This is a genomic window from Micromonospora sp. NPDC049203 (assembly GCF_043197215.1).
Taxonomy (GTDB): Bacteria; Actinomycetota; Actinomycetes; order Mycobacteriales; family Micromonosporaceae; genus Micromonospora.
The window spans coordinates 490,157-515,435 of the sequence record NZ_JBICSV010000004.1 but is presented as its reverse complement, the minus strand read 5'-3'; the positions used below and the strand labels follow the sequence as shown (position 1 = coordinate 515,435).

Sequence of the window (25,279 nt, the reverse complement as noted above, 5' to 3'; positions counted from 1 at the left end):
GCGGCGTTCCCGGACCGCCACCGGCCGTTCACGTCGCCCACATGTGGCGGGCTTAGCGTCCTGGAGTGACCGTCACCGACCAGGCCGGCGGGCCCGCCTCCGACCGGGCCGGGTTGCGCGTGACGTACGCCGGGCGCGCGCACCCGGCCGAGGAGATCGCCCGGGGCGCGGCGTACGAGTTGTTCAGCGCCGACGAGGCGCCCGGGTTCGAGTGGTGTCCCCGGCCCGGCAACGGCTATCCGTGGCGCCGGTTCGTGCACGCGACAGAGGTCGACGCGGTGCACGGGGGCCCCGGGACGGCCGACGAGACGGACGCGCCGCTGCTGATGCCGGTGCACCGGGACCGGGGGTGGGAGTACGTACACCAGCTCAGCCAGCAGCCGGGCGCGGCGGCCGACCCGACGCTCGCGGCGGTGCGCGCCTCGGCGGTGATCCGGCCCGGTACCCGGATGGTGAAGGTGCTCTCCGCCCGGCAGCTCGCCGGATACGTGCGGGGCTGGCTGCCGCACGGCTTCTGCTACCGGGAGCACGACGTGGCGCACCTGCGGACGCCGGCCGGGATGGCGGTGCTGCGCGGCGACTCCGAGGGCGGCGACGTGGCGTACGCGCTGCGCTGGCGGGCCGCCGACCCGGCCGACTACGACGTGCCGGTGGGTGAGGCGCACCGGGGGCTCATGGCGTTGCCGCCCCGGGACCGGCTCGGGCCGCCGGTGCTCGGCACCGGGTTCGTGCCGAGTAACGGGCAGCTCGTGCCGGAGTTCGTCACCCGGGAGTTCGCCGACCTGCCGATGCCGGCGAACGCCACGCTGCTCGCCTACCCGGCCGAGGGGGTGGAGGTGGTGCTCTACACCTACCAGGCGGAGCAGCGGGGCTGGCTGCGCCTGGCCGGCCCGCAGTGGCGGCACCTGCTCGCGGCGGTGCCCGGTCTGGCCGCCGACCAGGAGTACGTGCCGACCGGCGAGGCGCCGCGCTCGACCCGGCTCGTCGGCACGTACGCGGGTTCGGAGTACGAGGCGGTCGCGGACCAGCCGGGCGGGTTCCGGGTGCTGGCGATGACCCGTGCGGCCCGGTACCCGGTGGACGCGGCGGCCCGCCGGGTGCGCACGGCGGCCTGGCGCGGAGCGCAGTGCCTGGTGCTGCGGGAGGAGGGCGGCTGGCTGCGGTTGCGGCTGCGCCGCCCGGATCCGGACGCGGTGGCCGCGACCGGCGCGCAGTGTCTGGAACGCGGCGTGTACGAGGTCTGGGCGCCCGGCGGCGAGCTGACCGACGACCGGGTGGTGGACCTGCCCTATCCGGCCCGGCACGCATAGACGGGTGCGGGTCGGGAAGGCGTGGGCATCCGAGAAACCCGCGCGAGGGGGAATCCCGACATGCCTTTCGTCACCGTCGGTACGGAGAACTCCGCACCCGTCGACCTGTACTACGAGGATCACGGTTCCGGCCAGCCGATCGTGCTGATCCACGGTTTCCCGTTCAACGGGGCGACCTGGGAGAAGGTGAGCGGCAACCTGCTGAACGCCGGATACCGGGTGATCACGTACGACAGGCGTGGATTCGGCAACTCCGCCCAGCCGGCCATGGGCTACGACTACGACACGTTCGCGGCCGACCTGGACGTGCTGATGACGGAGCTGGACCTGCGCAACGCGATCCTGGTCGGACACTCCATGGGCACCGGTGAGGTGACCCGCTACCTGGGGGCGTACGGGTCGGACCGGGTGGACCGGGCGGTGCTGATCTCGCCGTTGGCGCCGTACCTGCTGAAGACCGCCGACGATCCGCAGGGCGTGGAGCAGAGCGTGTTCGACGGCTTCCAGCAGGCCATCCTGGCGGACCGGTTCGCCTACCTGACCGCGTTCTGCGACGCGTTCTTCGATTCCGGCGGGAAGCGGGACCGGGCGGTCAGCAACGAGGCGTACCACGCCCACTGGCAGATCGGCACGCAGGCGTCGGCGAAGGGCACCCACGACTCGGTGGACGCCTGGCTCACCGACTTCCGCCCCGACCTGCCGAACATCGACGTGCCGGTGCTGATCATCCAGGGCACCAAGGACGCGGTGCTGCCGTTCGCCGCGACCGGCCAGCGGCTGGTGGACATGCTGCCCGACGCCCGGCTGGTCACGCTGCCGGACGCGCCGCACGGCCTCCCGTGGACGCACGCCGGCGAGGTCAACGAGGCGGTGCTGGAGTTCATCGGCAAGCCGCGCATGGCCCACGCCTGACCGGCGAGACGGCAGCGGCCCGGGGAACACCCGGGCCGCTGCCGCGCGTGTGCTCAGCCGGCCAGGCGGGCCAGCTCCTCCTCGACGATCGACGGGTCGAGCTTGCGGAACACCGGCTTCGGCGCCGCGAGCGGCCGGCCCACCTCCAGGGGTACGGACTCCCAGCGCGCCCCGACCGTGTAGTCGCCGGTCAGCACCGGGTACGACGGCCCGCCGTCGAGGTCGTCGACCTCCTCGATCACCGGCATCGGGGCGTGCGTGCCGGTGCCGCCGAGCAGCTCGTGGATCTTCTGCGCGGAGTGCGGCAGGAACGGGGTGAGCAGCGTGTTGGCGTCGCTGACCACCTGGAGCGCGACGTGCAGGATGGTGCCCATCCGGGGCTTGTCGTCCTCGCCCTTGAGCTTCCAGGGCGCCTGCTCGGAGAGGTACTTGTTGGCCTCGGCGACGACCTTCATGGCCTCGCCGATTGCCTGCTTCTGCCGGTGCCGCGCGATCAGGTCGCCGACGGTGGCGAAGCCCGCCTTCGCGGTGTCCAGCAGCGCCTGGTCGGCCTCGGTGAGCCCGGCCGGGTCGACCGGCGGGATCGCGCCGAAGTTCTTCGCCGCCATCGACACCGACCGGTTGACCAGGTTGCCCCAGCCGGCGACCAGCTCGTCGTTGTTGCGGCGCAGGAACTCGGCCCAGGTGAAGTCGGTGTCGTTGCTCTCCGGCCCGGCCACCGCGATGAAGTAGCGCAGGGCATCGGCGTCGTAGCGCTCCAGGAAGTCCCGTACGTAGATGACCACCTTGCGGGAGGAGGAGAACTTCCGGCCCTCCATGGTCAGGTATTCGCTGGAGACGACCTCGGTGGGCAGGTTGAGCCGGCCCAGCTCGCCCGGCTCGCCGTCGCGGGCGCCCTCGCCGGAGTAGCCGCCGAGCAGCGCCGGCCAGATCACCGAGTGGAAGACGATGTTGTCCTTGCCCATGAAGTAGTAGGAAAGGGCGTCCTTCCCCTCCGCGTCGGCGGACCACCACTTGCGCCACGCCTCCGGGTCACCGGTGCGGCGGGCCCACTCGATGGAGGCGGACAGGTAGCCGATGACCGCGTCGAACCACACGTAGATCCGCTTGTCCGGGCGGTCGCGCCAGTCGTCGAGCGGGATCGGCACACCCCACTCCAGGTCGCGGGTGATGGCTCGCGGCTGGAGGTCGTCGAGCAGGTTGCGGGAGAACCGCAGCACGTTCGGGCGCCAGCCGTCGCGGGTGTCCAGCCACTGCCGCAGCGCGTCGGCCAGCGCGGGCAGGTCGAGGAAGAAGTGCTCGGTCTCGACGAACTCCGGCGTCTCCCCGTTGATCTTCGACTTGGGGTCGATCAGGTCGATCGGGTCGAGCTGGTTGCCGCAGTTGTCGCACTGGTCGCCGCGCGCGCTGTCGTAGCCGCAGATCGGGCAGGTGCCCTCGATGTAGCGGTCGGGCAGCGTCCGGCCGGTGGAGGGGGAGATCGCCCCGGTGGTGACCTTCGGGACGATGTAGCCGTTGCGGTGCAGGCCGGTGAACAGCTCCTGCACCACCGCGTAGTGGTTGCGCGTGGTGGTGCGGGTGAACAGGTCGTACGACAGGCCCAGCGCCCGCAGGTCCTCGGCGATCACCCGGTTGTAGCGGTCGGCCAGCTCGCGCGGGGTGACCCCCTCCGCGTCGGCCTGCACCTGGATCGGGGTGCCGTGTTCGTCGGTGCCGGAGACCATGAGCACGTCGTGACCGGCCATCCGCATGTACCGGGCGAAGACGTCGGAGGGAACGCCGAATCCGGATACGTGGCCGATGTGGCGCGGGCCGTTGGCGTAGGGCCAGGCGACCGCGGCGAGAACGTGACTCATGAGCAGCAAGCCTAGTGATTGACGTGGGTGCGCCGCGAACCAATGGGGTGCGCGCTCCGACCGTACGTCCGATTTGTCGCCGACACGCGGCGTGAGCTGCCCGACAAGCCCGACGTACCGGTGTGAAATGAACATCGTGACCAGCAGACCAGCGGCGCCCGAGCCGTCCGCCGCCGCCCCCCGGCGTGCGGCACGGCCCGCGCCGCCCGGCGGACCCGTCGCCCCGCAGCCACGGCTCGACCCGGCGGACCCGCCGGTGGAGGTGGAGCCGACCACCGGAGCGCCGGTGGACGCGGTGCCGAACCGCGTGCCGGTACGCCAGCCGCGCTGGCAGCGCGCGTCCGCGCCGTCCGGCGGCTGGGCGCCGATCGAGGAGGTGCACTGGGACGGCACGCCGCTGCGCGACGAGCCGCGCCCGCATCCCGCCCGGCACCCGGCGCGACGGGAGCGCGCCCGCCCGGTCGCGCCGCCGAGCCCGCCCGCCGGGCTGGCCGTACTGCTGACGCTGAGCCTGCTCGCCGCGTTCTTCGCCTGGGTGAGCGCCGGGCCGTTCTGGCTGGCGGTGGGTCACTCGACAGGCGGCACCGTGATGATCACGCAGTGCGCGGGCGGCGGGCTCACCCAGCGCTGCCGGGGCATCTTCTCCGCCGACGGCGACCGGTTCCAGGCCCATGGGGTACGGGTCAGCGGCGTACCGGCCGGACGCACCGGCACCGGCAGTTCGCTGCGCGCGCGGATGACCGGGCCGGGCGGGTCCACCGCCTATGCGGACACCGGCGCCGGACGGCACCTGCGCTGGCTGCTGGGGCTGGCCCTGGTGGCCGGCTGCGCCGCCGGCATCGCCAGGTGGACCGGGGCAGCCCGGCTCGCCGACGAACGGCAGCGGCGCTGGGCGGTCGGCCTGGCGCTGGCCGGGCCGGCGTTGATCACGGTCGGGTTCCTGGCCGCCGCCTGGTGAGATGAGGTGTTAGAAGGGGGCCCTTCCTCTACCGCAGGCGTTAACAGGGGGCCCTTCCTTTCACTGGTGCACGACCGCGTACACCTCGCGCCGCCGCAGCCCGTACGCGGTGGCGACCTCGGTGATCGCGTCCCGGCGGGACAGCCCGCCCGCCTCGCGTTCGGCCACCGCCGCGCGCAGCGTCTCGTCGTCCGGCCGGACCGCCGGCGTGGCCGGGGCGCCCGCCACGACGAGCGTGATCTCGCCGCGCGGGTCGCCCTCGGCGGCCCACTCGGCCAGCTCGCCGAGCGGCCGGCGGACCACCTCCTCGTACGTCTTGGTCAGCTCGCGGCACAGCGCGGCGGGCCGGTCCGGGCCGAACGCCTCGGCCAGGTCGGCGAGCGCGCCGGAGATGCGGTGCGGCGCCTCGAAGAACACGAGCGTGCGGTCCTCGGCGGCGAGCGCGCGCAGCCGGGAACGGCGGGTGCCGGGGGTACGCGGCAGGAAGCCCTCGAAGCAGAACCTGTCGCAGGGCAGCCCGGAGAGCGCCAGCGCGGTGGTGACGGCGCTCGGTCCGGGCGCGGCGGTGACCGGCACGCCGGCGTCCAGCGCGGCCCGGACCAGGCGGTAGCCGGGATCGGAGACGCTCGGCATGCCGCCGTCGGTGACCAGCGCGACCGTGTAGCCGGCGGCGAGCACCTCGGCCAGCTCGGGCGTACGCCGCTCCTCGTTGCCCTCGAAGTACGAGACGATCCGGCCGGGCACCGTCACGTCCAGGTCGCGGGCCAGCCGGGTGAGCCGCCGGGTGTCCTCGGCGGCGACCACGTCGGCGGCGGCCAGCACCTCGCGGAACCGGGCGGACGCGTCGGCCGGGTTGCCGAGCGGCGCGCCGAGCAACACGAGCCGTCCTACCTCGGACATTTCCCCCACGACGTGCGCTCCCTCATCGATGGTCGTACCAATTTCGGAGACGATGGACGCCACCGGGCACCCTCGCAGCCTACGATCGCCGGGTGACGAGTGCGTCGACAGCACAGAGCGCGAACCCGGACCCTTCCACCACCGACCGGGACGACGGCGCCGGGGGCGGGATCCCCGCCGCCGTGCGGCGCCGGCTCGCCACCGTCGACGACCGCATCGGCCGGGGTCAGGCGTGGCTGGCGACAGGCGTGGTGGTGGCCATCGCGGCGATCCTGCGCTTCGTGGGGCTCGGTTTCCCGCCCGGCAAGATCTTCGACGAGACCTACTACGCCAAGGACGCGTACGGGCTGATCGACCGCGGCTTCGAGTGGAACTACAAGGACAACGGCCCCTCGTACGTGGTTCATCCGCCGCTGGGCAAGTGGATGATCGGCATCGGCGAGTGGGCCTTCGGCTACCAGGACGCCGACAGTGGCGTCTCGGTGCCGGGCCACCTGATCACCACCTCGCCGGAGTTCGGCTGGCGCTTCGGCGCGGCGGTGGCCGGCACGCTGTCGGTGCTGCTGCTGGTCCGCATCGGGCGGCGGATGTTCCGCTCCACGGTGCTCGGCTGCGCGGCCGGCCTGCTGCTCGCCCTCGACGGCTACCACCTGGTGCTGTCCCGCACGGCCATCCTCGACATCTTCCTGCTGCTGTTCGTGCTCGCCGCGTTCGGCGCGCTGGTGCTCGACCGGGACGCCCGGCGGCGGCGCTGGGCCCGGGCGCTGGAGGCCGGGCTCGACCCGACACAGCCGGGCCGGGCCGGACGGCCGTCGTCGGGCTGGCGGGACTGGCCGTGGTGGCGGCTGGCGGCCGGTGTGCTGCTCGGCTGCGCCTGCTCGGTGAAGTGGAGCGCGGTCTACTTCGTCCCGGCGTTCGCGTTGCTGGTGCTGCTCTGGGAGGTCGGTGTCCGCCGCTCGTCCGGGGTACGCCGGCCGTGGCGCGACGCCGTGCTCGACGAACTGCCGTGGCTGCTCGCCGCCGGCGTGCTGATGCTGGTGACCTACGTGGCGACCTGGTCGGGCTGGCTGCTCGGCCAGGACGGCTACTACCGCCTGGCGGAGCGCTACCCGAACAACCCGGAGCTGAGCGACACCCCCTTCGTCGGCGCGCTGATCAACCTGTGGGAATACCACAAGGCCGCGTACGGCTTCCACACCCAGCTCGACGACCCGCACAAGTACCAGTCCTGGCCGTGGCAGTGGCTGCTGCTCGGCCGCCCGGTGGCGTTCCACTGGTCCGGGGACGGCAGTTGCGGCGCGCCGAGCTGCGCCTCGGAGGTGCTGCTGCTGGGCACGCCGTTGCTGTGGTGGTCGTTCCTGCCGGCGCTGGCCGCGACCGCCTGGCTCGGCCTGGCCCGGCGGGACTGGCGTGCGGGCGCGATCCTGCTCAGCGTCGCCGCCGGCCTGCTGCCCTGGTTCTGGTTCGCCCTCGACGGGCGGACGATGTTCTCCTTCTACGCCGCCCCGGCCGTGCCGTTCCTGGTGCTCGCCGTGGTCTACGTGCTCGGCGCGATCGCCACCCCGGCGCCGGTCACCGGCACGGCCGCGCCACCGGATCCGCAGCAGGCGCACGACCGGCGGCTGGTGGGCGGGATCATCGCGGGCGCGTACGTGTTGCTCGTGGCGCTCTGTTTCGCCTACTTCTACCCGATCTTCGTGGGCCGGGTGCTGCCGTACGCGGACTGGTCGGCCCGGATGTGGCTGGACGGCCGCTGGATCTGACGCGGGGCGGCGGGCGCACAGAAAAGCGCGCCCCGATCGCCTGCCACGGGGGAAGCGGGCGATTGGGGCGCGCAAGACAGAGCTTAGCCACACTCCGGCGACGGCACAACGGGTGCGGGGCGGTCAGATTTCCGACGAGTGCACCACCGGCCGAAAGGGTTACATGGTGCAGCTGACGGTGGGTCCCCGCGAGCGGGCGTGACGGTCCGCCGGGGGCCGGGAAGCGGCCCCGCCGGGCACCTCCGACCCGAATGATCCTCCAAAGTGGATCTCACTACACTTCGCCCGGTGATCAACAAGAGACGATCGACGGCTGTCCTCATCGGACTGCTGGCGGCGGCCGCGCTGATCGGGCCGAGCCCCGCCGGGGCCGACGACGAGACCACCGAACCCGTCGCCGAACCACCGAAGGTCGAGCTGGTCCTGGACGTCAGCGGGTCGATGCGGGCCCGCGACATCGACGGGCGCAGCCGGATCTCCGTCGCGCAGCAGGCGTTCAACGAGGTGGTCGACGCCCTGCCGGACGAGACACAGCTCGGCATCCGGGTGCTCGGCGCCACCTACCGCGGCAAGGACAAGAAGCAGGGCTGCCTGGACACCCAGCAGATCGTGCCGGTCGGCCCGGTGGACCGTACCCAGGCCAAGGCAGCGGTCGCCGGCTTGCGTCCGACCGGTTTCACACCAGTCGGACTGGCGCTGCGCTCAGCCGCGCAGGACCTGGGCACCGGCAGCACCGCCCGCCGGATCGTGCTGATCACCGACGGCGAGGACACCTGCGCCCCGCCGGACCCGTGCGAGGTGGCCCGCGAACTGGCCGCCCAGGGCACCCGGCTGGTGGTCGACACGCTCGGCCTGGCGCCGGACGAGAAGGTACGCAAGCAGTTGCTCTGCATCGCCGGCGCGACCGGGGGCACCTACACGGCCGCGCAGAGCGCCGACGAGCTGACCGGCCGGATCAAGCAGCTCGTCGACCGGGCCCGGGACACGTACACCGCCGCCCCGGCGGTGGTGGGTGGCGGCACGGCCTGCGAGGGTGCCCCGCTGCTCGCGCCCGGCGTCTACAGCGACCGGGAGGCGTTCTCCGAGCACCGCTGGTACCGGGTGCCGGTGCGTCAGGGGCAGGAGCTGCGCGCCTCGGTGAGCGTCGCGCTGGACCGGCCGGTCAACCCGGACTACGGCGTGCTGCTCCGCGCCACCGCGCCGGACGGGCGGGAACTCGTCAGGGGTGTCGACGCCGGCAGCGGCCGTACCGACGTGGTCTCCGCCGGGCTGCGCTGGTCGGCCGCCGAGGAGGAGGACGGCCCGAGCGCCGAACCGACGCCCGGCGCGGAGCAGGCCGTACGGACCGTCTGCCTGGTGGTCAGCAACTCGTTCGCGGCCAAGCCCGGCACCCAGGCCCGGCCCGGCATGCCGGTGGAGCTGACCATCGACGTGGTGGCCGCCTCCCCCGCGCCGGACGGGCCGGACCTCGGCCGCGGCTGGGTGCTGCTGCTCCTGCTCACGCTGGCCGGACTGCTCACCGGGCTGGTCGCCGGGCTGCTCACCCGCTGGTGGGTGCACACGTGGAGGACGAACTGAGTATGCGTACGCTGATCCGCGCCGCGGCGGCCACGACCGCCGCCGGCCTCGCCCTCACCCCGGCGGCGGCCCTGGCCGCGCCCAGCCCGTCACCGGGCGCGACCACTGTGACGAAGGCCGGCACCTCGTTCCTCACCGCCACGACCGTCACCGCCGGCCAGCCGGTGCGGGTGGGCGCGTCGACCGGCGACCACCTGTACTGGTCGTTCCGCGCCGACGCCGGGCAGGTGCACGAGATCACCGCCACCGTCACGTTCCCGAAGCCGCGTAGCGGCGGTTCCACCTGGACCGTGGACGTCTTCGACGGGCTGCGCCGCCGGCAGGCGTGCACCGCGGGCGCGCAGACCCCCACCGCCGGCGCGTCGGCGACGAGTGTCGCGCTGGGCTGCACGCTGCGCCGGGTACGGCCGTGGGCCGAACCCTGGTCGGGCGACCCGCTGCCCGGCACCTACTACGTCCGGCTCTCCGTCACCGAGCTGCCCGAACCCGACCTCGGTCTGCCGATCGAGGTGGAGATGCTCGTCGGCGCGACCGACGAGGGCGGCGCGTCGGGCGACGACGGCGAGCTGGCCGCGCCGCTGGTGCCGAACACCAGGGCCGGCACGGTGCTGGCCGCCGAACCGACGCCCGAGGCGGTGGCCGACGACGAGGACCTCGACCTGACCGGCTGGCTCCCGGACGCGGGATCGCGCTGGGTGTGGACGAGCGTGGGCGGCGTCCTCGCCGCCGTGGCCGGCGTGGTCGGCTTCGGCCTCACCCGGCGGCCCCGCCGCCCGTGAGGACCGCGACCCCTCAGGACCGCGACCCCTGAGACCGCGGCCGGTGGCCGCCGCGAACCCGACGCGGCGGCCACCGGCCGCGCTCACGCCTCAGCGGTACGCGGGCCGCGCGGCACCCAGCCGATGAACCGGTGCTGGAGCGCGGTGACCGGAACGGAGCGCAGATCCTGCGTCGCCGCGGCCAGGCAGGATCCGAGATAGACGCTCAGCGACGCCCGGTCCACCTGGTACTCGCGCAGCAGGTGGTGACGTTTCGTGGCGCAGGGCCAGTCGTCACCGCACGAGCCGCAGGTCCAGCCGGGGGTCACCGGCACGTGCTCGCCGTCGGCACTCCCCGAAGTCTCCGCGCCAGGCGTCATCGGCCGCTCCTTCCGAGTCAGGAATGGTGGTGATGGACCGCTTACCTCCCCGCAACGTTCCTTCAGCGCCGAGGCACGCCCAAGCGTTACGGTACGTTCACCGCGTGTCCCCGTCATCCACCTCCCGTGCGTGATCTGCTTCCGGCCGAGGTCGCCGTGGCGGTGGCCGGCCCCGCCGACTGGTCCGGTGACCTGCTCCCGGCCGAACTTGCCACGCTGGGCGAGCGTGTGGTGCCGGGCCGCCGCCGCGACTTCACCGCCGGGCGGGTCTGCGCCCGGCGGGCGCTCGCCGCGCTCGGCCTGACCGCCACGCCGGTGCCCGCCGGCGCCGACCGGGCCCCGGTCTGGCCGTCCGGCGTCGTCGGCGCGATCACCCACACCCGCGACTACTGCGCGGCCGCCGTCGCCCGGGCCGCCGACGTGCGCGCCGTCGGCATCGACGCGGAACGGCACCGGCCCCTGCCCCCGGGGGTACGCCGGAAGGTGTGCCGCCCCGACGAGGAGGTGGAGCTGGCCCGGCTGCCGGCCGGCACGCCCTGGCCGACGGTGGTCTTCAGCGCGAAGGAGACCGTCTACAAGGTCTGGCACCCGCTCGTCGGGACGTGGCTGGGCTTCGCCGACGCACGGGTCGTCCTCGATCCGGCGACCGGCACGTTCCACGCCGAGATCGCGCCGGCCCGGCTCGCCGCCGCACCGGTGCCCGATCCGCCGTCAGCGGTGACCGGCCGGTTCACCGTGGACGACGACCTGGTCCGTACCGCGGCCGTCCTGCCACATCGATGACGCCCTGTCGGCCGGTTTGCGTCCGGCCTATACCGTCGACCCGACTGGACACCCCGAAGGCGCCCCAAGGAGCACGGTGAGCCACCCTGAGCCTCCGTCCGGGTCACCGGACCCGAACCAGCAGCCGCCGGAACCGCCGACGCAGGCGTTCCCTCCCGCCCCGATGCCGCCGGCGCCGGCGCCGGACAGCCCGTACGCGCCGCCGCCCGCTCCGGCCTATCCCCCGCCGCCCTCGGACGCGCCGCAGCCGCCCATGTCGGGTCCCCCGCAGCCGCCCGTCTCCGGGGCGCCCCATCCGCCGCAGCCGGGTCCGGGCGCGCAGTACCCGCCCGCGCCCGCCCCCGGCGAGGCGTACCCACCGGCACCGCCGACATCGGGCGCGCCCTACCCGCCGCCGGGCGGGGCGTACCAGCCGCCGGGGTTCGAGTACCAGCCCTCGGGCGGCGAGTACCAGGCTCCGGGTGGGGCGTACCAGCAGCCGGGCGGGTATCCGCCCCCGGGCGGTTACCCGCCGCCGGGCGGCGGGGCGTATCCGCCCGGGCAGCCGTTCGGGCCGCCGGCGAAGAAGTCGAACAGGAACGTCTGGATCACGGTCGGCGTCATCGCGGTGATCCTCGTGCTGCTGTGCTGCGGCGGCGGCCTCTTCGCCATCTACAGTGGGGCGAAGAACGACCGGGAGGCCGCCGCCCCGCCGCCCACGCCAGACATCACCTACGGACAGCCGACGGCAAGCCCTCCGACCGGTGGCACCCCGACGGACGCTCCCACCGGCACGCCGCAACCGGGCACCACCGGCGGCGTCGCGTCCAACATGCCGGCCGGCGCCAGGCTGACCGTCAACGACGCCGAGGGCAGCATCGCGATCACCGTCGGCAACTTCCGGACCCGGGACGCCGCGTGCAGCGAGGTCATGCCCGGCCCGAAGAACGGCATGTTCCTGATCGCCGACGTGACCGCCGAGATCACCAAGGGCACCGGCTCGATCAACCCGTTCTACTTCACCTGGGTCGCCGCGGACGGCACCGAGGAGAACGGCGTCGCCGGCGCCTTCTCCGGCTGCGGCAAGCTGATGCCCGCGGGCGTCAACCTGCCCGCGGGTTCCAAGCGCAGCGGGCAGCTCATCTTCGACGTGAAGGACCGCGACGGCGTCGTCGAGTACAAGCACCGCTTCCGTACCGCCGGGTCCTGGAAGCCCTGACCCGGGGCGGAACCCCCCACGAGGGCCGGTCCACAGCGGACCGGCCCTCGTGCCCGTTCGGGCGGCGACAGTAGCCGTTCGGGCATTTCCATGTGCGCATGACGGCTCGCGGTCGCCAGGCTCGGTGCATGGCGAACGAGACGACGATCCCGCTGTTGCCCTGCCGCTCCCTGGACGACGTGGCGCCCTTCTACCAGGCCCTCGGCTTCGAGGTGACGTACCGGCAGGAGCGCCCGAACCCGTACCTGACACTGCGCCGGGAGGATCTCCACCTGCACTTCTTCGGGATGGTCGGGTTCGATCCGGCCGACTCGTACGGTTCCTGCCTGGTGGTGGTGGACGACCTGGTCGCCATCCACGGCGCCTTCGCCGACGGCCTGCGCGCCGCGTACGGCAAGATGCTCGTCGCAGGCGTACCCCGGATGACCCGGCCCCGGCCCCGCCGCAACCAGGAGGGGCATTCCGGGTTCAGCATCGTCGACCCGGGCGGCAACTGGATCCGGTTCGTCGGCCGGGCCACCCAGGCGGAGACCGGCGATCGGGGCGGGCTCGCCCGCACGCTGGGCAACGCCGTGGTGCAGGGCGACTCGCGCGGGAACCCCGGGCAGGCCGCGCGGATCCTCGACGGCGCGCTCGCCCGCCCGGACGCCGCCGACGACCCGGCCGTCCACGTGGAGGCGCTTGTCTACCGCGCCGAGCTGGCGCTGCAACTCGGGGAGCCGGAGGCCGCCCGGGAACTGGTAGGGAAGGCCCGGTCGGTCCCGCTGGACGACGAGTCGCGTGCCCGGCTGGCCGGCACGCTGCGGCACGCCGAGGACCTGCTCACGGCCCTGCCGCACGGGTAGCCGCCGGGCCGGGTCGACGACCGGCGAGCCGGGCGGTGTCGGGGGTGGTTCCTATCCTGGGGCGATGGTTCTCACCGATGTCGCCGGCTCCTGGGCCGGCACCAACGGCTTCCGGCTGATGCCCGCCGACCCGCTCGCCGAGTCGCCGGCCACCGTCTCCGTCGCGACCGCCGCCGGTGGTCACCTGACCACTGTGGCGTACTCGTGGGCCCACCCCGACGACGGGCCGCAGGACGGCCTGCTGGTGATCGCGGCCGGCGACCGGCCGGGCGCGCTCGTCGCCTGGTGGGGCGACTCCTGGCACCAGCAGCCGTCCCCGATGACGCTCACCGGCACGGCGGCCGGGGCGCCTGCTGTCGAGTTGACCGCCGGGTACGCCGACGGCTGGGAGTGGCGAATCGTCCTCGACTCCGCCGACCCGGCCACGCTGCGGCTGCGGATGGAGAACGTGGTCCCCGCCGACCAGGCCGGGCCCGGCACACCGGCCGGGCCCTACCCGGTGATGGTCACCGAGGCACGCCGGGCCTGAGCCCGGTCAGGCGTCGAGGATCTCCCGCAGCCGGCGTGCGAACGCCTCCGGCTGCCCGGCGTGGCCCATCCCCTCGCCGAGGAACCCGCCGTGGTGGCTCGGGAAGACGGCGGGCTGCCCGCCGAGCAGCTCGGCGGTGGCCACCGATGTCCGCGCGGTGATCGTCTCCGCCGACTCCTCGCCCACCGCGATCACCACTCGGGTCGGCGCGGCGCGCAGCGCGTCGGCGTCCGGCCGGAAGACGGTGACCGCCGCGGACCGGTCGGACAGCAGCGGGTCGTCCCGGCTGCCGTCGTCCTCGGCCGGCATCCCGAACGCGGCGGGGTCCGGCGCGGGCTGGGCGAAGTAGTCGTCTGTGAACTCGCCCCGCCACGACGTCATGACGATGAACGCCGCCATGCCGGCGCCCCAGCCGTTCCTCCGGTACGCCTCCTGGCAGGCGGCCATGGCCCGTCCGGCCGCCTCGGCGTCCGGGAGCAGGGCGACCAGCGGCGGCTCGTGCGCCACGAGCGTGGCCACCACGTTCGGGTACGCGGCCACCAGGGCGAGCGCCGTCACCGCGCCGCCGCTGCTGGCGAACATGTCGACCGGGCCCGCGCCGAGGGCGTCGACGATGTCGCGGACGTCCCGGGCCTGCACCTCGGGCAGCGAGTCGGTCCGGCCGTCCTTGCGGACGCTGCGGCCGAGCCCGCGCGGGTCGTACGTGATGACCGTGCGGTCCGGGAAGTACGACGCGAGCGTGGTGAAGCCGTCGGCGCACATCGGCTGGCCGATCATGAAAAGGGGACGGTGCCCGGCCCCGGCCGCGGTCGGAGCGTGGACGTCGTAGACCAGGTCGACCTCGGGCGTCTGGAGAGTGAGCGTCTTCATGCCTCTGTCGACCGGCGCCGGCCCCGGAAATCATCGGTCCGGCGGATACGCGTTGCCGGCGCGGCTCGCGGCGGTGTCGACGCCCACCGCCGCGAGCCGTGCCGTCGCGGTCAGCTCACCGTGCCGGTGACGGTGCTGCCGGACTTGGTGACGTAGTAGGTCAGCTTCGTGCCGCTCCAGAAGTGGAAGGTCAGCGTGACCCGCCGGCCGTCGTTCACCTCGGCGAAGAACTCCGGCTTCAGCACGATCGTGTTGCCTGTGTAGTCCGGCGCGAACGTGACATCGAACTCCTTGTACGAGGTCCAGTTCTGCGGCCCGGCGTTGCTGCCGTCGGCGTACTTGGCCTCCATGGTGGCCAGCTGGTCGCCGCGGAACTGTGCCGGGAGCGTGAACGCGGCTGTCGTGCCGGTCGCGTTCGACAGCACCGGCGGGTCGTACGTGATGATGCTGATCCGCCACGGCACGCCCGCGGAGAACCGGGCCTGGAGGTTGGCGTTCACCCCGTACGCGCGGGAGCCGACCAGCCGGGTCAGCGCCGACGCGGTGAGCGTCAGGGTGGTGCCGGAGACCGTGTAGTCGGTGCCGTTGACGAGATCGGTGGTGCCCTGGCGCAGCCCCTGGAACGTGGTGCCGTTCAGGTTGAGCGTCAGGCTCTTGGCGGTGATCGAGCCGGTACGCGGCACGTACACCTGGTCGCTGGACGCGGTGCCGGAGCGGGTGGTCCAGCTCGACTTGATCTGGGCGAACAGCTCGGGGTCCTTCCACACGAAGGACGTCCGGTCGAAGTGCTGGCCGTTGTCCCAGAGCTGGGTGGTCAGCTTGCGGCTGCGCGCGTAGTGGCCGAGGAACTCGAAGAACTTCAGCTTCTCGCCCTGCTCGATGGTGCCGGTGTGCCGGTCGAAGCCGAGCAGCCCGTACTCACCGATGATCACCGGGATGTTGCGGCTGACGAAGGCGTTGTAGACGCGGTCGAACTGGCCGGTCAGGTCCTGCTGGACGGTGGCGTCGAACCGGGTGCCACCGGCGATGTTCACGCTGAACGGCCAGTACCCGTAGAAGTGCACGGTGGCGATCAGGTTCGGGTCGTTGAGCGTGTTGAACGTGCTGACCAGCTCGTCCACCCGGGCCTGCTCGGCCGAGGTGTGCAGGGTCGGCAGGACGAGCAGCCGGGTGGCGTTGCCGCCGCCGGACTGGCGCACGATGCGGTGGAACGAGGTGTTCAGCTCGTTCAGCAGCGTGGCGTTCTGCGCGTCGCCGGAGCTGCCGGTGAACTGCGGCTCGTTGACGCTCTCGAAGGTCAGCTTCGGCGAGGAGTCCTTGAACGCGGCGGCGATCTGCGTCCAGAGCGCGTTGTAGCGGTTCAGCACGTTCGTGCGGTCGGTGGGCATCGTGTTGATCCACTGCCACGAGTCGTGGTGGATGTTCAGCACCACGTAGAAGCCGTCGGCGAGCGCCCAGCCGACCACCTCGCGTACCCGGCTCAGCCAGGCCGCGTCGATCGTGTAGTTCGGCGCGGCGCCGTGGTGGTTGCTCCAGGTCACCGGGATGCGGATGCTGTTGAAGCCCTGCGCCCGGACGTTGTCGAGCAGCGCCTCGGTGACCCGCGGGTTGCCCCAGGCGGTCTCGTCCGCGCCGACCGCGTCGAAGGAGTTGCCGAGGTTCCAGCCGGGCTGCATGGCGGCGACAGCGGCCATGGCGTTGCCGGCCGGCGGCGGGGTCGTGGGCGGTGGCGTGGTGGGCGGCGGGGTGGTCGGGGGCGGCGTGGTCGGCGGTGGCGTGGTGGTCGGCGGCGGGGTGGTCCCGCCGACGCCGCCGGTGCATGCCACACCGTTGAGCGAGAACGCGGTGGGCGCGGTGTTCGCGCCGGACCAGGAGCCGTTGAAGCCGAACGAGACGGTGCCGTTCGTGGCGATGGAGCCGTTGTAGCCGACGTTCGTGGCGGTGACGTCGGCGCCGGAGGAGGTGACGGTGGCGCTCCACGCCTGGGTGACCCGCTGGCCGGACGGGAACGTCCAGCGCAGGTTCCAGCCGTTTATCGGGTCACCGAGGTTTGTCACGTCGACGTTCGCGGTGAAGCCGCCGGGCCACTGGCTCGCGGTCGTGTAGGTGACGCGGCAGCCGGCCGCCGCCTGGGCGTTCGTCGCCATCACGGCGGTGCCGGTCACCAGCGTGGCGGCGGTCGCCGCGACGAGGCCGACCCGCAATCGGGCGGTACGGGGAGAGCGGAACATGGTGGTTCCTTCGCGGTGGGGTGGGCGCGTGGACGGAGCGGGCGGGGCGCGACCCCGCCCAGCGCGAGAGTAAGTTTGGATTCCAAACATTGTCAATCGGCAGACGTGAATACAGTCGGCTCGCGGCGCGTCAGGCGGACGGCGGCGTCTCGACGGTGAGGTGCGCCGACAGCCCGTGCAGGAAGTCCGGCGCGTCGAAGATCCGGCCGGCCGAGGCGACGCCGGTCGCCCGGGTCCGCCCGGTCAGGATCCGGTGGACCGCCTCGACCGCCAGCGGCGCGCTGATCGCGTAGATGTCCCGCCCGTGGGCCACCACCCGCCGCCGGACGTCGCCCGCACGCACCACCACGTCGACGGTGAACGTCTGCGCCGACCGGCCGCGCTCGTCCACCGCCGCCGGGGCATCCCCGGCAGCCAGGTCCAGTGCCGCGTTCACGGTCATGTACGTGCAGACCTCCGGAATGTCCAGGTGACTCGGCACCGTCACCACGTCGGCCATGGTGAACTCGCCGAGCACCGGCCGCACACCGAGCGGCGCCGGGAACTCCCAGTCCAGGCGGGGCAGGTCGCCGTCGGCGTACACCAGGCGCCCGTCGGCGAAACGGACCCGCCGGCCGTCGCGGCGCTCGCGCGAGACGACGCCGGAGGCGACGGTCCCGGCCGTCGGGTGCCAGCTGCTCAGCGCGTACGCGACGTGCGCCTCGTCGGCCGCCGCCCAGTCCCCCATCGCGGTGGTGACCAGCAGGTCACCGAGCCCGCCGAAGAACGCCATCGCGGGCACCACAGCGACTCCGGCGGCCCCGGCGCGCTCGGCGTGGTGCGCGAACGTGTCCCGGTTCGCCTCGATCTCGGCCGCCACGTCGACGTAGGGGATCCCGGCCCGCAGCGCGGCCTCGATCAACGGGCCGGCGGTCGAGGCGAACGGCCCGGCGCAGTTGACCACCGCCGCCGCCCCGGCCAGCGCCCGGTCCAGCGAGGCCGGGTCGTCCACCGACGCCACCCGGTGCTCCGCCTCCGGGAACGTTGCCGACAGCCTCCCGGCGTCGCGTCCCACCGGCAGCGGCTCGCAGCCCCGCCGTCGCAGCTCCGCCATCACGAACCGCCCGGTGTGCCCGTACGCCCCGAAAACCGCCACCCGCATGACGTTCCCCCTCGAAGATCGACTGGGATGATCCTCGCCGGGTTCGGAGGGCCGGGCCAGTGTCGTAAACGCCAATGCCCGTACAGTTTCGGACATGGCCCTGATCGCGCTCGCCGCCACCGACGGGATGCTGCACTTCGAGCTGGCGGCGGCCTGCGAGATCTTCGTGCGCGACCCGACCGGCCTGGCCGACCCCTGGTACGACCTGGTGGTCTGCGGTCCCGGCCCGGTCGGCGTCGGCCGGTTCGCGGTCACGCCCGACCACGGGCTGGACCACCTCACCCGCGCCCACACGGTGATCGTCCCGGCGATCGAGGACACCGACGCCGAGCCGCCGTCCGACCTGGTCGACGCCGTCCGCGCCGCGCACGAGGCGGGCGCCCGGATGGTCTCGCTCTGCACTGGCGCGTTCGTGCTCGCCGCCGCCGGCATCCTCGACGGGCTGCGCGCCACCACCCACTGGGCGCACACCGACGCGCTCGCCGCCCGCTACCCGCGCGTCCAGGTCGACCCGGACGTGCTCTACGTGGACAACGGCAATGTGCTCGCCTCCGCCGGTAAGGCCGCCGCCATCGACCTGTGCCTGCACCTGATCCGCCGCGACCACGGCTCGGCGGTCGCCAACGCCGTCGCCCGCCGCCTGGTGGTGCCGCCGCACCGCGCGGGCGGCCAGGCCCAGTACGTCACGAACCCGGTCCCGGCCCGCGCGGACCACCCGATCGCCACGCTGCTGCCCTGGGCGATGGCGCGGCTGGACCGCCCGCTGACAGTCGCCGCACTCGCCCGCCAGGCCGGCATGAGCACCCGGAACCTGGTCCGCCACTTCACCGCCGCGACCGGCGCCACGCCGTCGCAGTGGCTGGCCACGCAGCGCATCCGGCGGGCACAGGAGCTGCTGGAGAACACCGACGGCGGCATCGACGCCGTCGCCGAGGCATCAGGCATGGGTACGGCGACGACGCTGCGCCGCCACTTCCAGCGCACCGTCGGCGTGCCGCCGGACACCTACCGCCGGACGTTCCGTCGCGGCTGACCGGGCTGCCCAGGTCCGGCTGCTGTCGAAGCTCGCCGGGCGGTCCGAACGAGTTGGGCGCCTACCCCTTCTTCGGGCCCTGGCGTTCCGGCGCGGAGGCTATGGTCGGCTCGTGTTCGACGTGATCGTGGTCGGCGGTGGGCCGACCGGCATGATGCTGGCGAGCGAACTGCGCCTCCAGGGCACCGGCGTGCTGGTGCTGGAGCGGGACGCCGCACCACCGCCGTACGTGCGCTCGCTCGGCCTGCACGTCCGCAGCATCGAGGTGATGGACCAGCGCGGGCTGCTGGAACGGTTCCTGGAACACGGTGGCACGCACCCCATCCGGGGGTTCTTCGCCGGCATCGACAAGCCCGCGCCAGCCGATCTGGACACCGCCCACGCGTACGTCCTCGGCATCCCGCAGACGCTCACCGACCGGCTGCTCGCCGACCACGCCGCCGAGGTCGGAGCCGAGATCCGGCGCGGTCGTGCGGTGACCGGGCTGGAGCAGGACGACGACGGCGTGACGGTCCACCTCGACGACGAGGGCGAGCCACCGCTGCGGGCGCGGTTCGTCGTCGGCTGCGACGGCGGGCGCAGCACCGTCCGCAAGCTGCTCGGCGTCGGCTTTCCCGGCGAGCCGTCGACGATCGACACGCTGCTCGGCGAGATGGAGGTGACAGCGCCGCCGGACGAGATCACCAGGATCATGACGGAGGTACGCCGCACCGAGAAGCGGTTCGGGCTCGGACCGTCCGGCAAGCCGGGCGTATACCGGGTGGTCGTACCGGCGGCCGAGGTGGCCTCGACACCGCCGACGCTCGACGACGTCAAGCGGCAACTCATCGCGTACGCGGGCACCGACTTCGGCGTGCACTCCCCCCGCTGGTTGTCGAGGTTCGGCGACGCGACCCGCCTGGCCGAGCGTTACCGGGTCGGACGGGTGTTCCTGGCCGGCGACGCCGCGCACGTCCACCCGCCGCTGGGCGGGCAGGGGCTCAACCTGGGCATCCAGGACGCGTTCAACCTGGGCTGGAAGCTGGCGGCGACGGTGAACGGCTGGGCGCCGGCGGGCCTGCTGGACACGTACGAGTCCGAGCGGCGCCCGGTCGCCGCCGACGTGCTGACGAACACCCGCGCGCAGATGCTGCTGACCACGAACGAGCCCGGAGCGCGGGCGGTACGGCAGATGCTGGCGCAGCTCATGGACTTCGACGAGGTCAACCGCTTCCTGATCGAGAAGGTCACGGCGATCGGCGTCCGGTACGACGTCGGCGAGGGTCACCCGCTGCTCGGGCGGCGGCTGCGCGACGTACCGCTGCGGGACGCACGCCTGTACGAGCTGATGCGTACCGGCCGTGGGTTGTTGCTGGACGGGACCGGGAAGCTGTCGGTGGACGGCTGGGCCGACCGGGTCGGGCTCGTCGCCGGCACCGGCGACGAGCTGGACGTGCCGGCGGTGTTGTCGCGGCCGGACGGGCACGTGGTCTGGGTGGGCCACGATCAGCAGACGCTGGAGGATGCGCTGGCCAGGTGGTTCGGCAGCCCTCAGGCCCGGGCTGTTGTCTGACTTCCGCAGATCAACTCAGGGAATGTCCGCTGCCCGGCGGGCTACTGTCACCGTTGCTGGTAAAGGCGTGCATAGCTGCAGTGGCAGGCGGGATGGGTCTTTGGGCATCTCCGCTCCCCTTTTCGTTCCGCGCCACGCGGAAGTACTCCTCATCCATGATCCGATGAACGCGCTCTTGTCCCTTTCGCCCACTGCGCACCCAGTAAGGTCTAGCCGTCTCCCAGTAGCGCCTGCCCATTTCCGTGGAAAGAATGGATGGCACAATCTCGCCGCGCAACTCGCACTCCGTAATCTCGCCCATCGACAGCAAGTCGGCCGCATGCCTCAGGCGGAGAGTAAAGTAGGCCATTCGCTGAAACACAAGGTTACCCTCTACAGTCTGGACCGCACCAAAACATATCGAGTATGTTTCGGGGTCGGCCAATGCAATTTCCATCAAGTCCTTCTGCATCGTCCGAAGAGCCAAGGCCTGATTAACTCGCGCCTGAACGGCTTGGTAGTAGAGCGAGGCAGCTACGCCGACGAGAGCAAGGGCGGAGAGGGCGACAGCGATGGCTCCGTACCACTTCGAGATCGCATCTACCGTGTCGGGCCGAATCCCCCAAGCCTCAGCGCGGAAGGCCAGCAGGAGGGGCAGCAACATCAGAAAACCTATCAGGCATGTCGAGACCGCGATGGCCAGTAGAAGGATCTTGCGCGAGTTCCCCACCCTGCCGCCCCTCACCGAGAAAGCCCGGCGTTGATCAGATGCCGGAACCACCCTCACTCAAAGTCAACACACGCACCTGACATCGATCAAGGTCGGTCGCTGCTGGCGCTGTAACCGAGCTGATCCTCGTCAAGGGTAGAGAGCACAGGCAATGCCCTGCCGACGTCGAAAGCGGCGACGCCGTCTACAGATTCCCTGCCGACCACATCTTGAAATCGTGGGGCCTGGAGGGCTGGTCGGGGCCGCTCCGTCGGTGCCCCCGCCCTCGCCCGCGTGCAGAAGCCAGCAAATCCGGCCACTTGCACTTAACCTCCGTCACCACTACCGACTCGCTCGGCGAGCCCAGCTTTCGGCTTGGCTGGGGCCTCTCACTCATCAGCTTTATGGGCGGAATTGCTGCGGGTTGGTGATCGCCGTCGACGCGGGGGGCTCGCTCGTGCCGAGTGGGCCAGCACTCGTCGGGGTGTAGGCAGGCGGCCTGCCGGGTACCTCGCGCCCTACCCCTTACCCCTGCTCAGGAGGACCCTATGACCGTCGTACTCGCCGTTGTCTGCAAAGACGGAGTGGTGATCGGCGCGGACTCCCAGATCACCGAGAGCGACCGCGGTCTGAGCTTCCCCGCCCAGAAGCTGCACCCGCTGGGCGACTGCGCCGCCTGGGGCGGCAGCGGCGCGCGGGGAGTACTCAACGACCTGCGCCCCCTCCTCCAGGACTCGGCCACCGCCATCCTCGAAGCGCCCGACATCGGCGACGAGTTGCAGGAGCGCGTCCTGCCCGTCTTCAAGAAGCACTACGCGAACTACATCCCGGACGTACCCGGCGAGGGCAGCGGCGGCGGGGTGTCGGCGTACCTGCTCGCGGCCGGCTACAGCCAGGGCGGGCCGTGGATCGTGGAGATCAACCCCAACGGGCTCATCGGCCGCTACGAGGACGTGGGCTTCCACGCCATCGGCTCCGGCGCGCCGATGGCCCAGCAGGCCGGCGCGCTGCTTGCCCACTTCCAGATGACCAGGCGCACCGTCGAGTACGGCGTGGTGGGCGTGGCACGGGTGCTGGAGGCGCTGGAGCGGACCTCGCCGTCGGTCGGCGGGCCGTTCAGCATCGCGTGCATCAGGGAGGAGGGCGCCCACCACCTCGACGAGAAGGAGGTCGCCAAGGCGCTGAAGGACGCCAAGCGCTGGCGCGACCTCGAACAGGAAGCGCTCGACCGACTGTTCGACTGACGCGGACGGGTCAACGGCGACGACCGGCACGGGGTGGCGGGCAAGCGGAAGCGCTGCGCCGCCAGCCACTGCTGCCAACGGGCCGTCTCCGAACGGACCGCCCGAGACGCTTGGACGACTCTGCGCGCCGCCTTGAACAATGCCGTGCGGGACGAGCTGCTGACCCGCAACCCGGCAGCGCTGCTCCGGGTAGCCAAGCCCCCTGTATAAGAAGCAAGCCGTGGTCCGTCGAGAAGTCCGCCAGTTCCTGGAGTCGGCACGCGCCGACGGCGACCCGCCCTACGCCGCGTACGTGATGATCCTCGTGCTCGGACTGCGTCGAAGTGAGGTGTTGGGCCTGCGCTGTGAGGACATCGAGCTGGCCACCAACGAGCTGCCACCTCGGAGGCAGCCCATGCCGCCTTGAAGCGACTTGGTGGGCGGCTCGATCCCTGTCCGTAGTCAGCCGACCGAAGCCAGCAAATCCTCAACCAAAGCAGAAGCAGCAGCCGAAACGACGGGAGGATCTCCGATACCTTCCTCAGCTCTTCCCGCCATTACCGATCCGAGCGCCTCGGGGCCTGCCGCGAATAGGTCCGCAGCAAATCCCAGGGCTTGGTCAGTAACTTGTCCAGCTAGATCATCAGCCCGCAACTCCCGTAGCTTGGCAGCAAGCTGCCCAGTTGGCACGGCTACGAGCAGACGGTAGATATCGTGCGCATCCTTGTCCACCAGGCGCTTAGGCGTTTCCTGTCGCTCGCCGATCTTGTGCAACTTGGCCACGAGCAAAGCGGCAGGGCCTGCAACATTTGCCGCATAGGCCCGACTGTCGCCCGGGGCGAGTGCATGTATTTCAACCGCATCATTGTCGACGACCGCAGCCTCCAATCCGACCGCTCGCCTGGCGGCACTTTTGGAGTGAGGTGGGATTTTCGCTGCGCGGCGACTTGATCCACCAGCAAGCGCTTCCGGAACCATCAGGTCAACGGGAATGCCTTTGGGGTTCAGCCATGCTCCAGGCTGGCGCGCTTGAACATCGAGATGAAAGCCGGCTGCGCGCATGGCCTCCTCTAGCAACGGCTCCTGCGGGAGCGCACGTGCGTCGAGCGCAAGATCACAATCCTTGGTCGCCTCAGCTAAGGCGATCGGCGCGGCCCCCGTGTGCAGATATACGGCTTGCGCTCCCACTACGACCACAGCGTCGGCATGCTCGCGAAGGGCTTCCAGTGCATCCAGTAACGCGCCACGTGCGGCTACCAGCAGGTCAGCGTCGCCAAGCCCGCTCATGCTTCTCCATCCAATCTAGGAGTTCTTGCCCCTCAGCAGGAGTCCGCCCAGGACCTGTTAGTAGATCGACAGCAGCTTGGCTCGGAGCCACATAAAGTAGACCATCATCCTGCACCAGTCGATCGAACACGACGTCATATTTGCCTTGAGCGACAAGTACGTTTGCGCCGGTATCAACGGCGCGCAGATTGAGTCTTTCAGCGGCTTGGTCCATATCGTCTACATAAACCATCGCCAGCTTGGCGGGAGCATACGGTGCTAAGCGATGGGCCGCCAGAGAACCAGTCAATGCGTAGCGCAACCCTTGGGCTCTCCGCAGGCCTTCCTGCAACGCCGGCAGCCCTCGCGGACTCAAGTAAGAGTTGACAGTGTTGCTGCGCTGAAAACCGTAATCATCGCTCCATCGCTCCAGGATTCGACGCCACTCGACGTCCACTATCGGGCCGCGGCCATCACGTCCAACAAGCGCTTCGCGCTCAAGGAACTCAACCACTCGGTACGTCGCACCTGTCGACGCCCCAGACAGTCGTATCAAGTCCGGAACGGTCATGGGCTGAGCGATATCGACCAAGGCACGCACAACACGGGCGGCTGGAGGCCCCTGCAAAGTTCCGCGCGGCCTGCCTGGCCCACGCCAGGGATCTCGATCAGCGCCCCTGTCACGCAGGTACAACGCTGGACGTTCAAGCAGGACGTGCATGTTCCCAGTGGCGTCAACGTAGGAAATCCTGCGTTCTTCTAGCCATGCGCGAGCGGAAGCTCCGATGTACCGCGCGGCGAGCATAGGCACCGGACGATCGATGTGAGGCAGGCTGTAGGAGCGAAGCTGGTCAAGGGCCGCAGGAAGATCGCTCGTGACGACTGAGCGCTTTGCCTCAATGAAGAAGACCGCTTGCGTCCCATCAGGAGCGGTTAACTCGGCCACACCGTCGATCCGCCGGTCCACCCCCTGACCATCAATGCGGATCGACCACCCAGGCGGCAGGCGATCCTCCACGAGGGCCACGGCGCGGCGGAGGACATCGACCTCGCGCTCCGGCGGCGCACCAAGCGAAGCTTTGCGTGAGGTTCGCACGCCTCACCCCCCATCACTGGGTTCGGGTAATTGGTTAGTTCCGTTCCGAACGGAAACATCATATATCCAGAACCCGTCAAGCTCGACCATCGCGCCGCGTCCTGACGGCCCAGCTCGCATGACTGCCGCACTGCGCTGCTGTACAAGATCGAAAAAGGCCGCTTCCCATCACGGGAAACGGCCTTTGAACTGGGTGGAGCTGAGGGGATTTGAACCCCTGACCCCCTCGATGCGAACGAGGTGCGCTACCGGTCTGCGCCACAGCCCCTCCGCCGGCGAACCGGCGTCGGTCCCACCCGGCTTTCACCGGGCGGGCCGACGACAAGGCTAACAGGTCGCGCCCCCACGACGCGAACCGCCCCGCCGCCCCGTAGATCTTGGAAGGAAAAGGCCCCCGGAGGGGCCGAAA

General features: G+C 71.6%; 23 protein-coding genes and 1 tRNA gene. 14 read left to right on the top strand and 10 right to left on the bottom strand.

The window, feature by feature from the left end:
• The first annotated feature begins 65 nt into the window (after positions 1 to 65).
• The gene (locus tag ACGFIA_RS14915) at positions 66 to 1,310 is read left to right on the top strand and encodes a hypothetical protein (RefSeq protein WP_357381393.1); all 1,245 of its coding nucleotides are present in this window, start codon (positions 66 to 68) and stop codon (positions 1,308 to 1,310) included.
• A 60-nt stretch (positions 1,311 to 1,370) separates the two neighbouring features.
• Positions 1,371 to 2,222 (top strand): alpha/beta hydrolase, encoded by an 852-nt coding sequence (locus tag ACGFIA_RS14910; RefSeq protein ID WP_357473091.1) that lies wholly within the window; start codon positions 1,371 to 1,373, stop codon positions 2,220 to 2,222.
• Between the two features lie 53 nt (positions 2,223 to 2,275).
• Here ACGFIA_RS14910 and metG read toward each other — a convergent pair whose 3' ends face one another.
• A complete protein-coding gene (gene metG, locus ACGFIA_RS14905) occupies positions 2,276 to 4,078 on the bottom strand; it encodes a methionine--tRNA ligase (protein ID WP_357381389.1) in 1,803 nt (600 codons plus the stop codon).
• A gap of 127 nt (positions 4,079 to 4,205) precedes the next feature.
• Between metG and ACGFIA_RS14900 the strand changes: the two genes are divergently transcribed.
• A complete protein-coding gene (locus tag ACGFIA_RS14900) occupies positions 4,206 to 5,036 on the top strand; it encodes a hypothetical protein (RefSeq protein ID WP_357381387.1) in 831 nt (276 codons plus the stop codon).
• Between the two features lie 60 nt (positions 5,037 to 5,096).
• Here ACGFIA_RS14900 and rsmI read toward each other — a convergent pair whose 3' ends face one another.
• Positions 5,097 to 5,936 (bottom strand): 16S rRNA (cytidine(1402)-2'-O)-methyltransferase, encoded by an 840-nt coding sequence (rsmI, locus tag ACGFIA_RS14895; RefSeq protein WP_393260465.1) that lies wholly within the window; start codon positions 5,934 to 5,936, stop codon positions 5,097 to 5,099.
• Between the two features lie 92 nt (positions 5,937 to 6,028).
• Between rsmI and ACGFIA_RS14890 the strand changes: the two genes are divergently transcribed.
• The 3 genes from ACGFIA_RS14890 to ACGFIA_RS14880 all read left to right on the top strand — a co-directional run bounded on the left by ACGFIA_RS14890 (position 6,029) and on the right by ACGFIA_RS14880 (position 10,056).
• Positions 6,029 to 7,699, top strand: a complete 1,671-nt coding sequence (locus ACGFIA_RS14890; protein WP_357479001.1) for a phospholipid carrier-dependent glycosyltransferase — start codon at positions 6,029 to 6,031, stop codon at positions 7,697 to 7,699.
• A 288-nt stretch (positions 7,700 to 7,987) separates the two neighbouring features.
• Positions 7,988 to 9,277: a VWA domain-containing protein gene (locus tag ACGFIA_RS14885; RefSeq protein ID WP_357381381.1), complete on the top strand. Its 1,290-nt coding sequence runs from the start codon at positions 7,988 to 7,990 to the stop codon at positions 9,275 to 9,277.
• Positions 9,278 to 9,279: 2 nt separating this feature from the next.
• On the top strand, positions 9,280 to 10,056 hold the full coding sequence (locus ACGFIA_RS14880) for a peptidase (protein ID WP_357381790.1): 777 nt from the start codon (positions 9,280 to 9,282) through the stop codon (positions 10,054 to 10,056).
• Between the two features lie 83 nt (positions 10,057 to 10,139).
• Here the strand turns inward: ACGFIA_RS14880 and ACGFIA_RS14875 are convergent, their stop codons facing one another.
• A complete protein-coding gene (locus ACGFIA_RS14875) occupies positions 10,140 to 10,415 on the bottom strand; it encodes a hypothetical protein (RefSeq protein WP_357381379.1) in 276 nt (91 codons plus the stop codon).
• 126 nt (positions 10,416 to 10,541) lie between these two features.
• Between ACGFIA_RS14875 and ACGFIA_RS14870 the strand changes: the two genes are divergently transcribed.
• The 4 genes from ACGFIA_RS14870 to ACGFIA_RS14855 all read left to right on the top strand — a co-directional run bounded on the left by ACGFIA_RS14870 (position 10,542) and on the right by ACGFIA_RS14855 (position 13,770).
• Positions 10,542 to 11,198, top strand: coding sequence for a 4'-phosphopantetheinyl transferase superfamily protein (locus tag ACGFIA_RS14870; protein WP_357381377.1), 657 nt, complete (start codon positions 10,542 to 10,544; stop codon positions 11,196 to 11,198).
• Positions 11,199 to 11,274: 76 nt separating this feature from the next.
• Complete coding sequence (locus ACGFIA_RS14865) at positions 11,275 to 12,396, top strand: hypothetical protein (protein ID WP_357381375.1); 1,122 nt, start codon at positions 11,275 to 11,277, stop codon at positions 12,394 to 12,396.
• 128 nt (positions 12,397 to 12,524) lie between these two features.
• Positions 12,525 to 13,241, top strand: coding sequence for a VOC family protein (locus ACGFIA_RS14860; protein ID WP_357381373.1), 717 nt, complete (start codon positions 12,525 to 12,527; stop codon positions 13,239 to 13,241).
• A gap of 64 nt (positions 13,242 to 13,305) precedes the next feature.
• Positions 13,306 to 13,770 carry a hypothetical protein gene (locus ACGFIA_RS14855; protein ID WP_393260316.1) on the top strand — a complete coding sequence of 155 codons (465 nt, stop codon included), beginning with the start codon at positions 13,306 to 13,308 and terminating at the stop codon, positions 13,768 to 13,770.
• 6 nt (positions 13,771 to 13,776) lie between these two features.
• Here the strand turns inward: ACGFIA_RS14855 and ACGFIA_RS14850 are convergent, their stop codons facing one another.
• The 3 genes from ACGFIA_RS14850 to ACGFIA_RS14840 all read right to left on the bottom strand — a co-directional run bounded on the left by ACGFIA_RS14850 (position 13,777) and on the right by ACGFIA_RS14840 (position 18,012).
• Entirely contained in the window at positions 13,777 to 14,640 is an 864-nt protein-coding gene (locus ACGFIA_RS14850; protein WP_393260313.1) for an alpha/beta fold hydrolase, read from the bottom strand.
• Positions 14,641 to 14,750: 110 nt separating this feature from the next.
• Entirely contained in the window at positions 14,751 to 16,871 is a 2,121-nt protein-coding gene (locus ACGFIA_RS14845) for a cellulase family glycosylhydrolase (RefSeq protein WP_393260310.1), read from the bottom strand.
• Positions 16,872 to 17,001: 130 nt separating this feature from the next.
• Positions 17,002 to 18,012 (bottom strand): saccharopine dehydrogenase NADP-binding domain-containing protein, encoded by a 1,011-nt coding sequence (locus ACGFIA_RS14840; RefSeq protein ID WP_357381365.1) that lies wholly within the window; start codon positions 18,010 to 18,012, stop codon positions 17,002 to 17,004.
• A 94-nt stretch (positions 18,013 to 18,106) separates the two neighbouring features.
• Here ACGFIA_RS14840 and ACGFIA_RS14835 point away from each other — a divergent pair, with 94 nt between their 5' ends.
• Positions 18,107 to 19,045, top strand: coding sequence for a helix-turn-helix domain-containing protein (locus tag ACGFIA_RS14835; protein ID WP_393260307.1), 939 nt, complete (start codon positions 18,107 to 18,109; stop codon positions 19,043 to 19,045).
• A gap of 112 nt (positions 19,046 to 19,157) precedes the next feature.
• The gene (rox, locus tag ACGFIA_RS14830; protein ID WP_393260304.1) at positions 19,158 to 20,597 is read left to right on the top strand and encodes a rifampin monooxygenase; all 1,440 of its coding nucleotides are present in this window, start codon (positions 19,158 to 19,160) and stop codon (positions 20,595 to 20,597) included.
• A 10-nt stretch (positions 20,598 to 20,607) separates the two neighbouring features.
• On the opposite strand, the gene ACGFIA_RS14825 is transcribed toward rox, so the two are convergent.
• Positions 20,608 to 21,240 carry a DUF6082 family protein gene (locus ACGFIA_RS14825; RefSeq protein ID WP_357381359.1) on the bottom strand — a complete coding sequence of 211 codons (633 nt, stop codon included), beginning with the start codon at positions 21,238 to 21,240 and terminating at the stop codon, positions 20,608 to 20,610.
• Between the two features lie 593 nt (positions 21,241 to 21,833).
• Between ACGFIA_RS14825 and ACGFIA_RS14820 the strand changes: the two genes are divergently transcribed.
• Both ACGFIA_RS14820 and ACGFIA_RS14815 read left to right on the top strand, forming a co-directional pair.
• Positions 21,834 to 22,529 carry a proteasome protein gene (locus ACGFIA_RS14820; RefSeq protein WP_357381357.1) on the top strand — a complete coding sequence of 232 codons (696 nt, stop codon included), beginning with the start codon at positions 21,834 to 21,836 and terminating at the stop codon, positions 22,527 to 22,529.
• A gap of 220 nt (positions 22,530 to 22,749) precedes the next feature.
• The gene (locus ACGFIA_RS14815; protein WP_357381353.1) at positions 22,750 to 22,935 is read left to right on the top strand and encodes a hypothetical protein; all 186 of its coding nucleotides are present in this window, start codon (positions 22,750 to 22,752) and stop codon (positions 22,933 to 22,935) included.
• Between the two features lie 35 nt (positions 22,936 to 22,970).
• On the opposite strand, the gene ACGFIA_RS14810 is transcribed toward ACGFIA_RS14815, so the two are convergent.
• The 3 genes from ACGFIA_RS14810 to ACGFIA_RS14800 form a co-directional block, all read right to left on the bottom strand.
• A complete protein-coding gene (locus ACGFIA_RS14810) occupies positions 22,971 to 23,795 on the bottom strand; it encodes a hypothetical protein (protein ID WP_393260300.1) in 825 nt (274 codons plus the stop codon).
• Positions 23,773 to 24,345: a hypothetical protein gene (locus ACGFIA_RS14805; RefSeq protein WP_393260297.1), complete on the bottom strand. Its 573-nt coding sequence runs from the start codon at positions 24,343 to 24,345 to the stop codon at positions 23,773 to 23,775. Before ACGFIA_RS14805 ends, ACGFIA_RS14810 begins: the two co-directional genes overlap by 23 nt.
• A 719-nt stretch (positions 24,346 to 25,064) precedes the next feature.
• Positions 25,065 to 25,138: transfer RNA gene (locus tag ACGFIA_RS14800), tRNA-Ala, on the bottom strand.
• Positions 25,139 to 25,279: the final 141 nt, after the last annotated feature.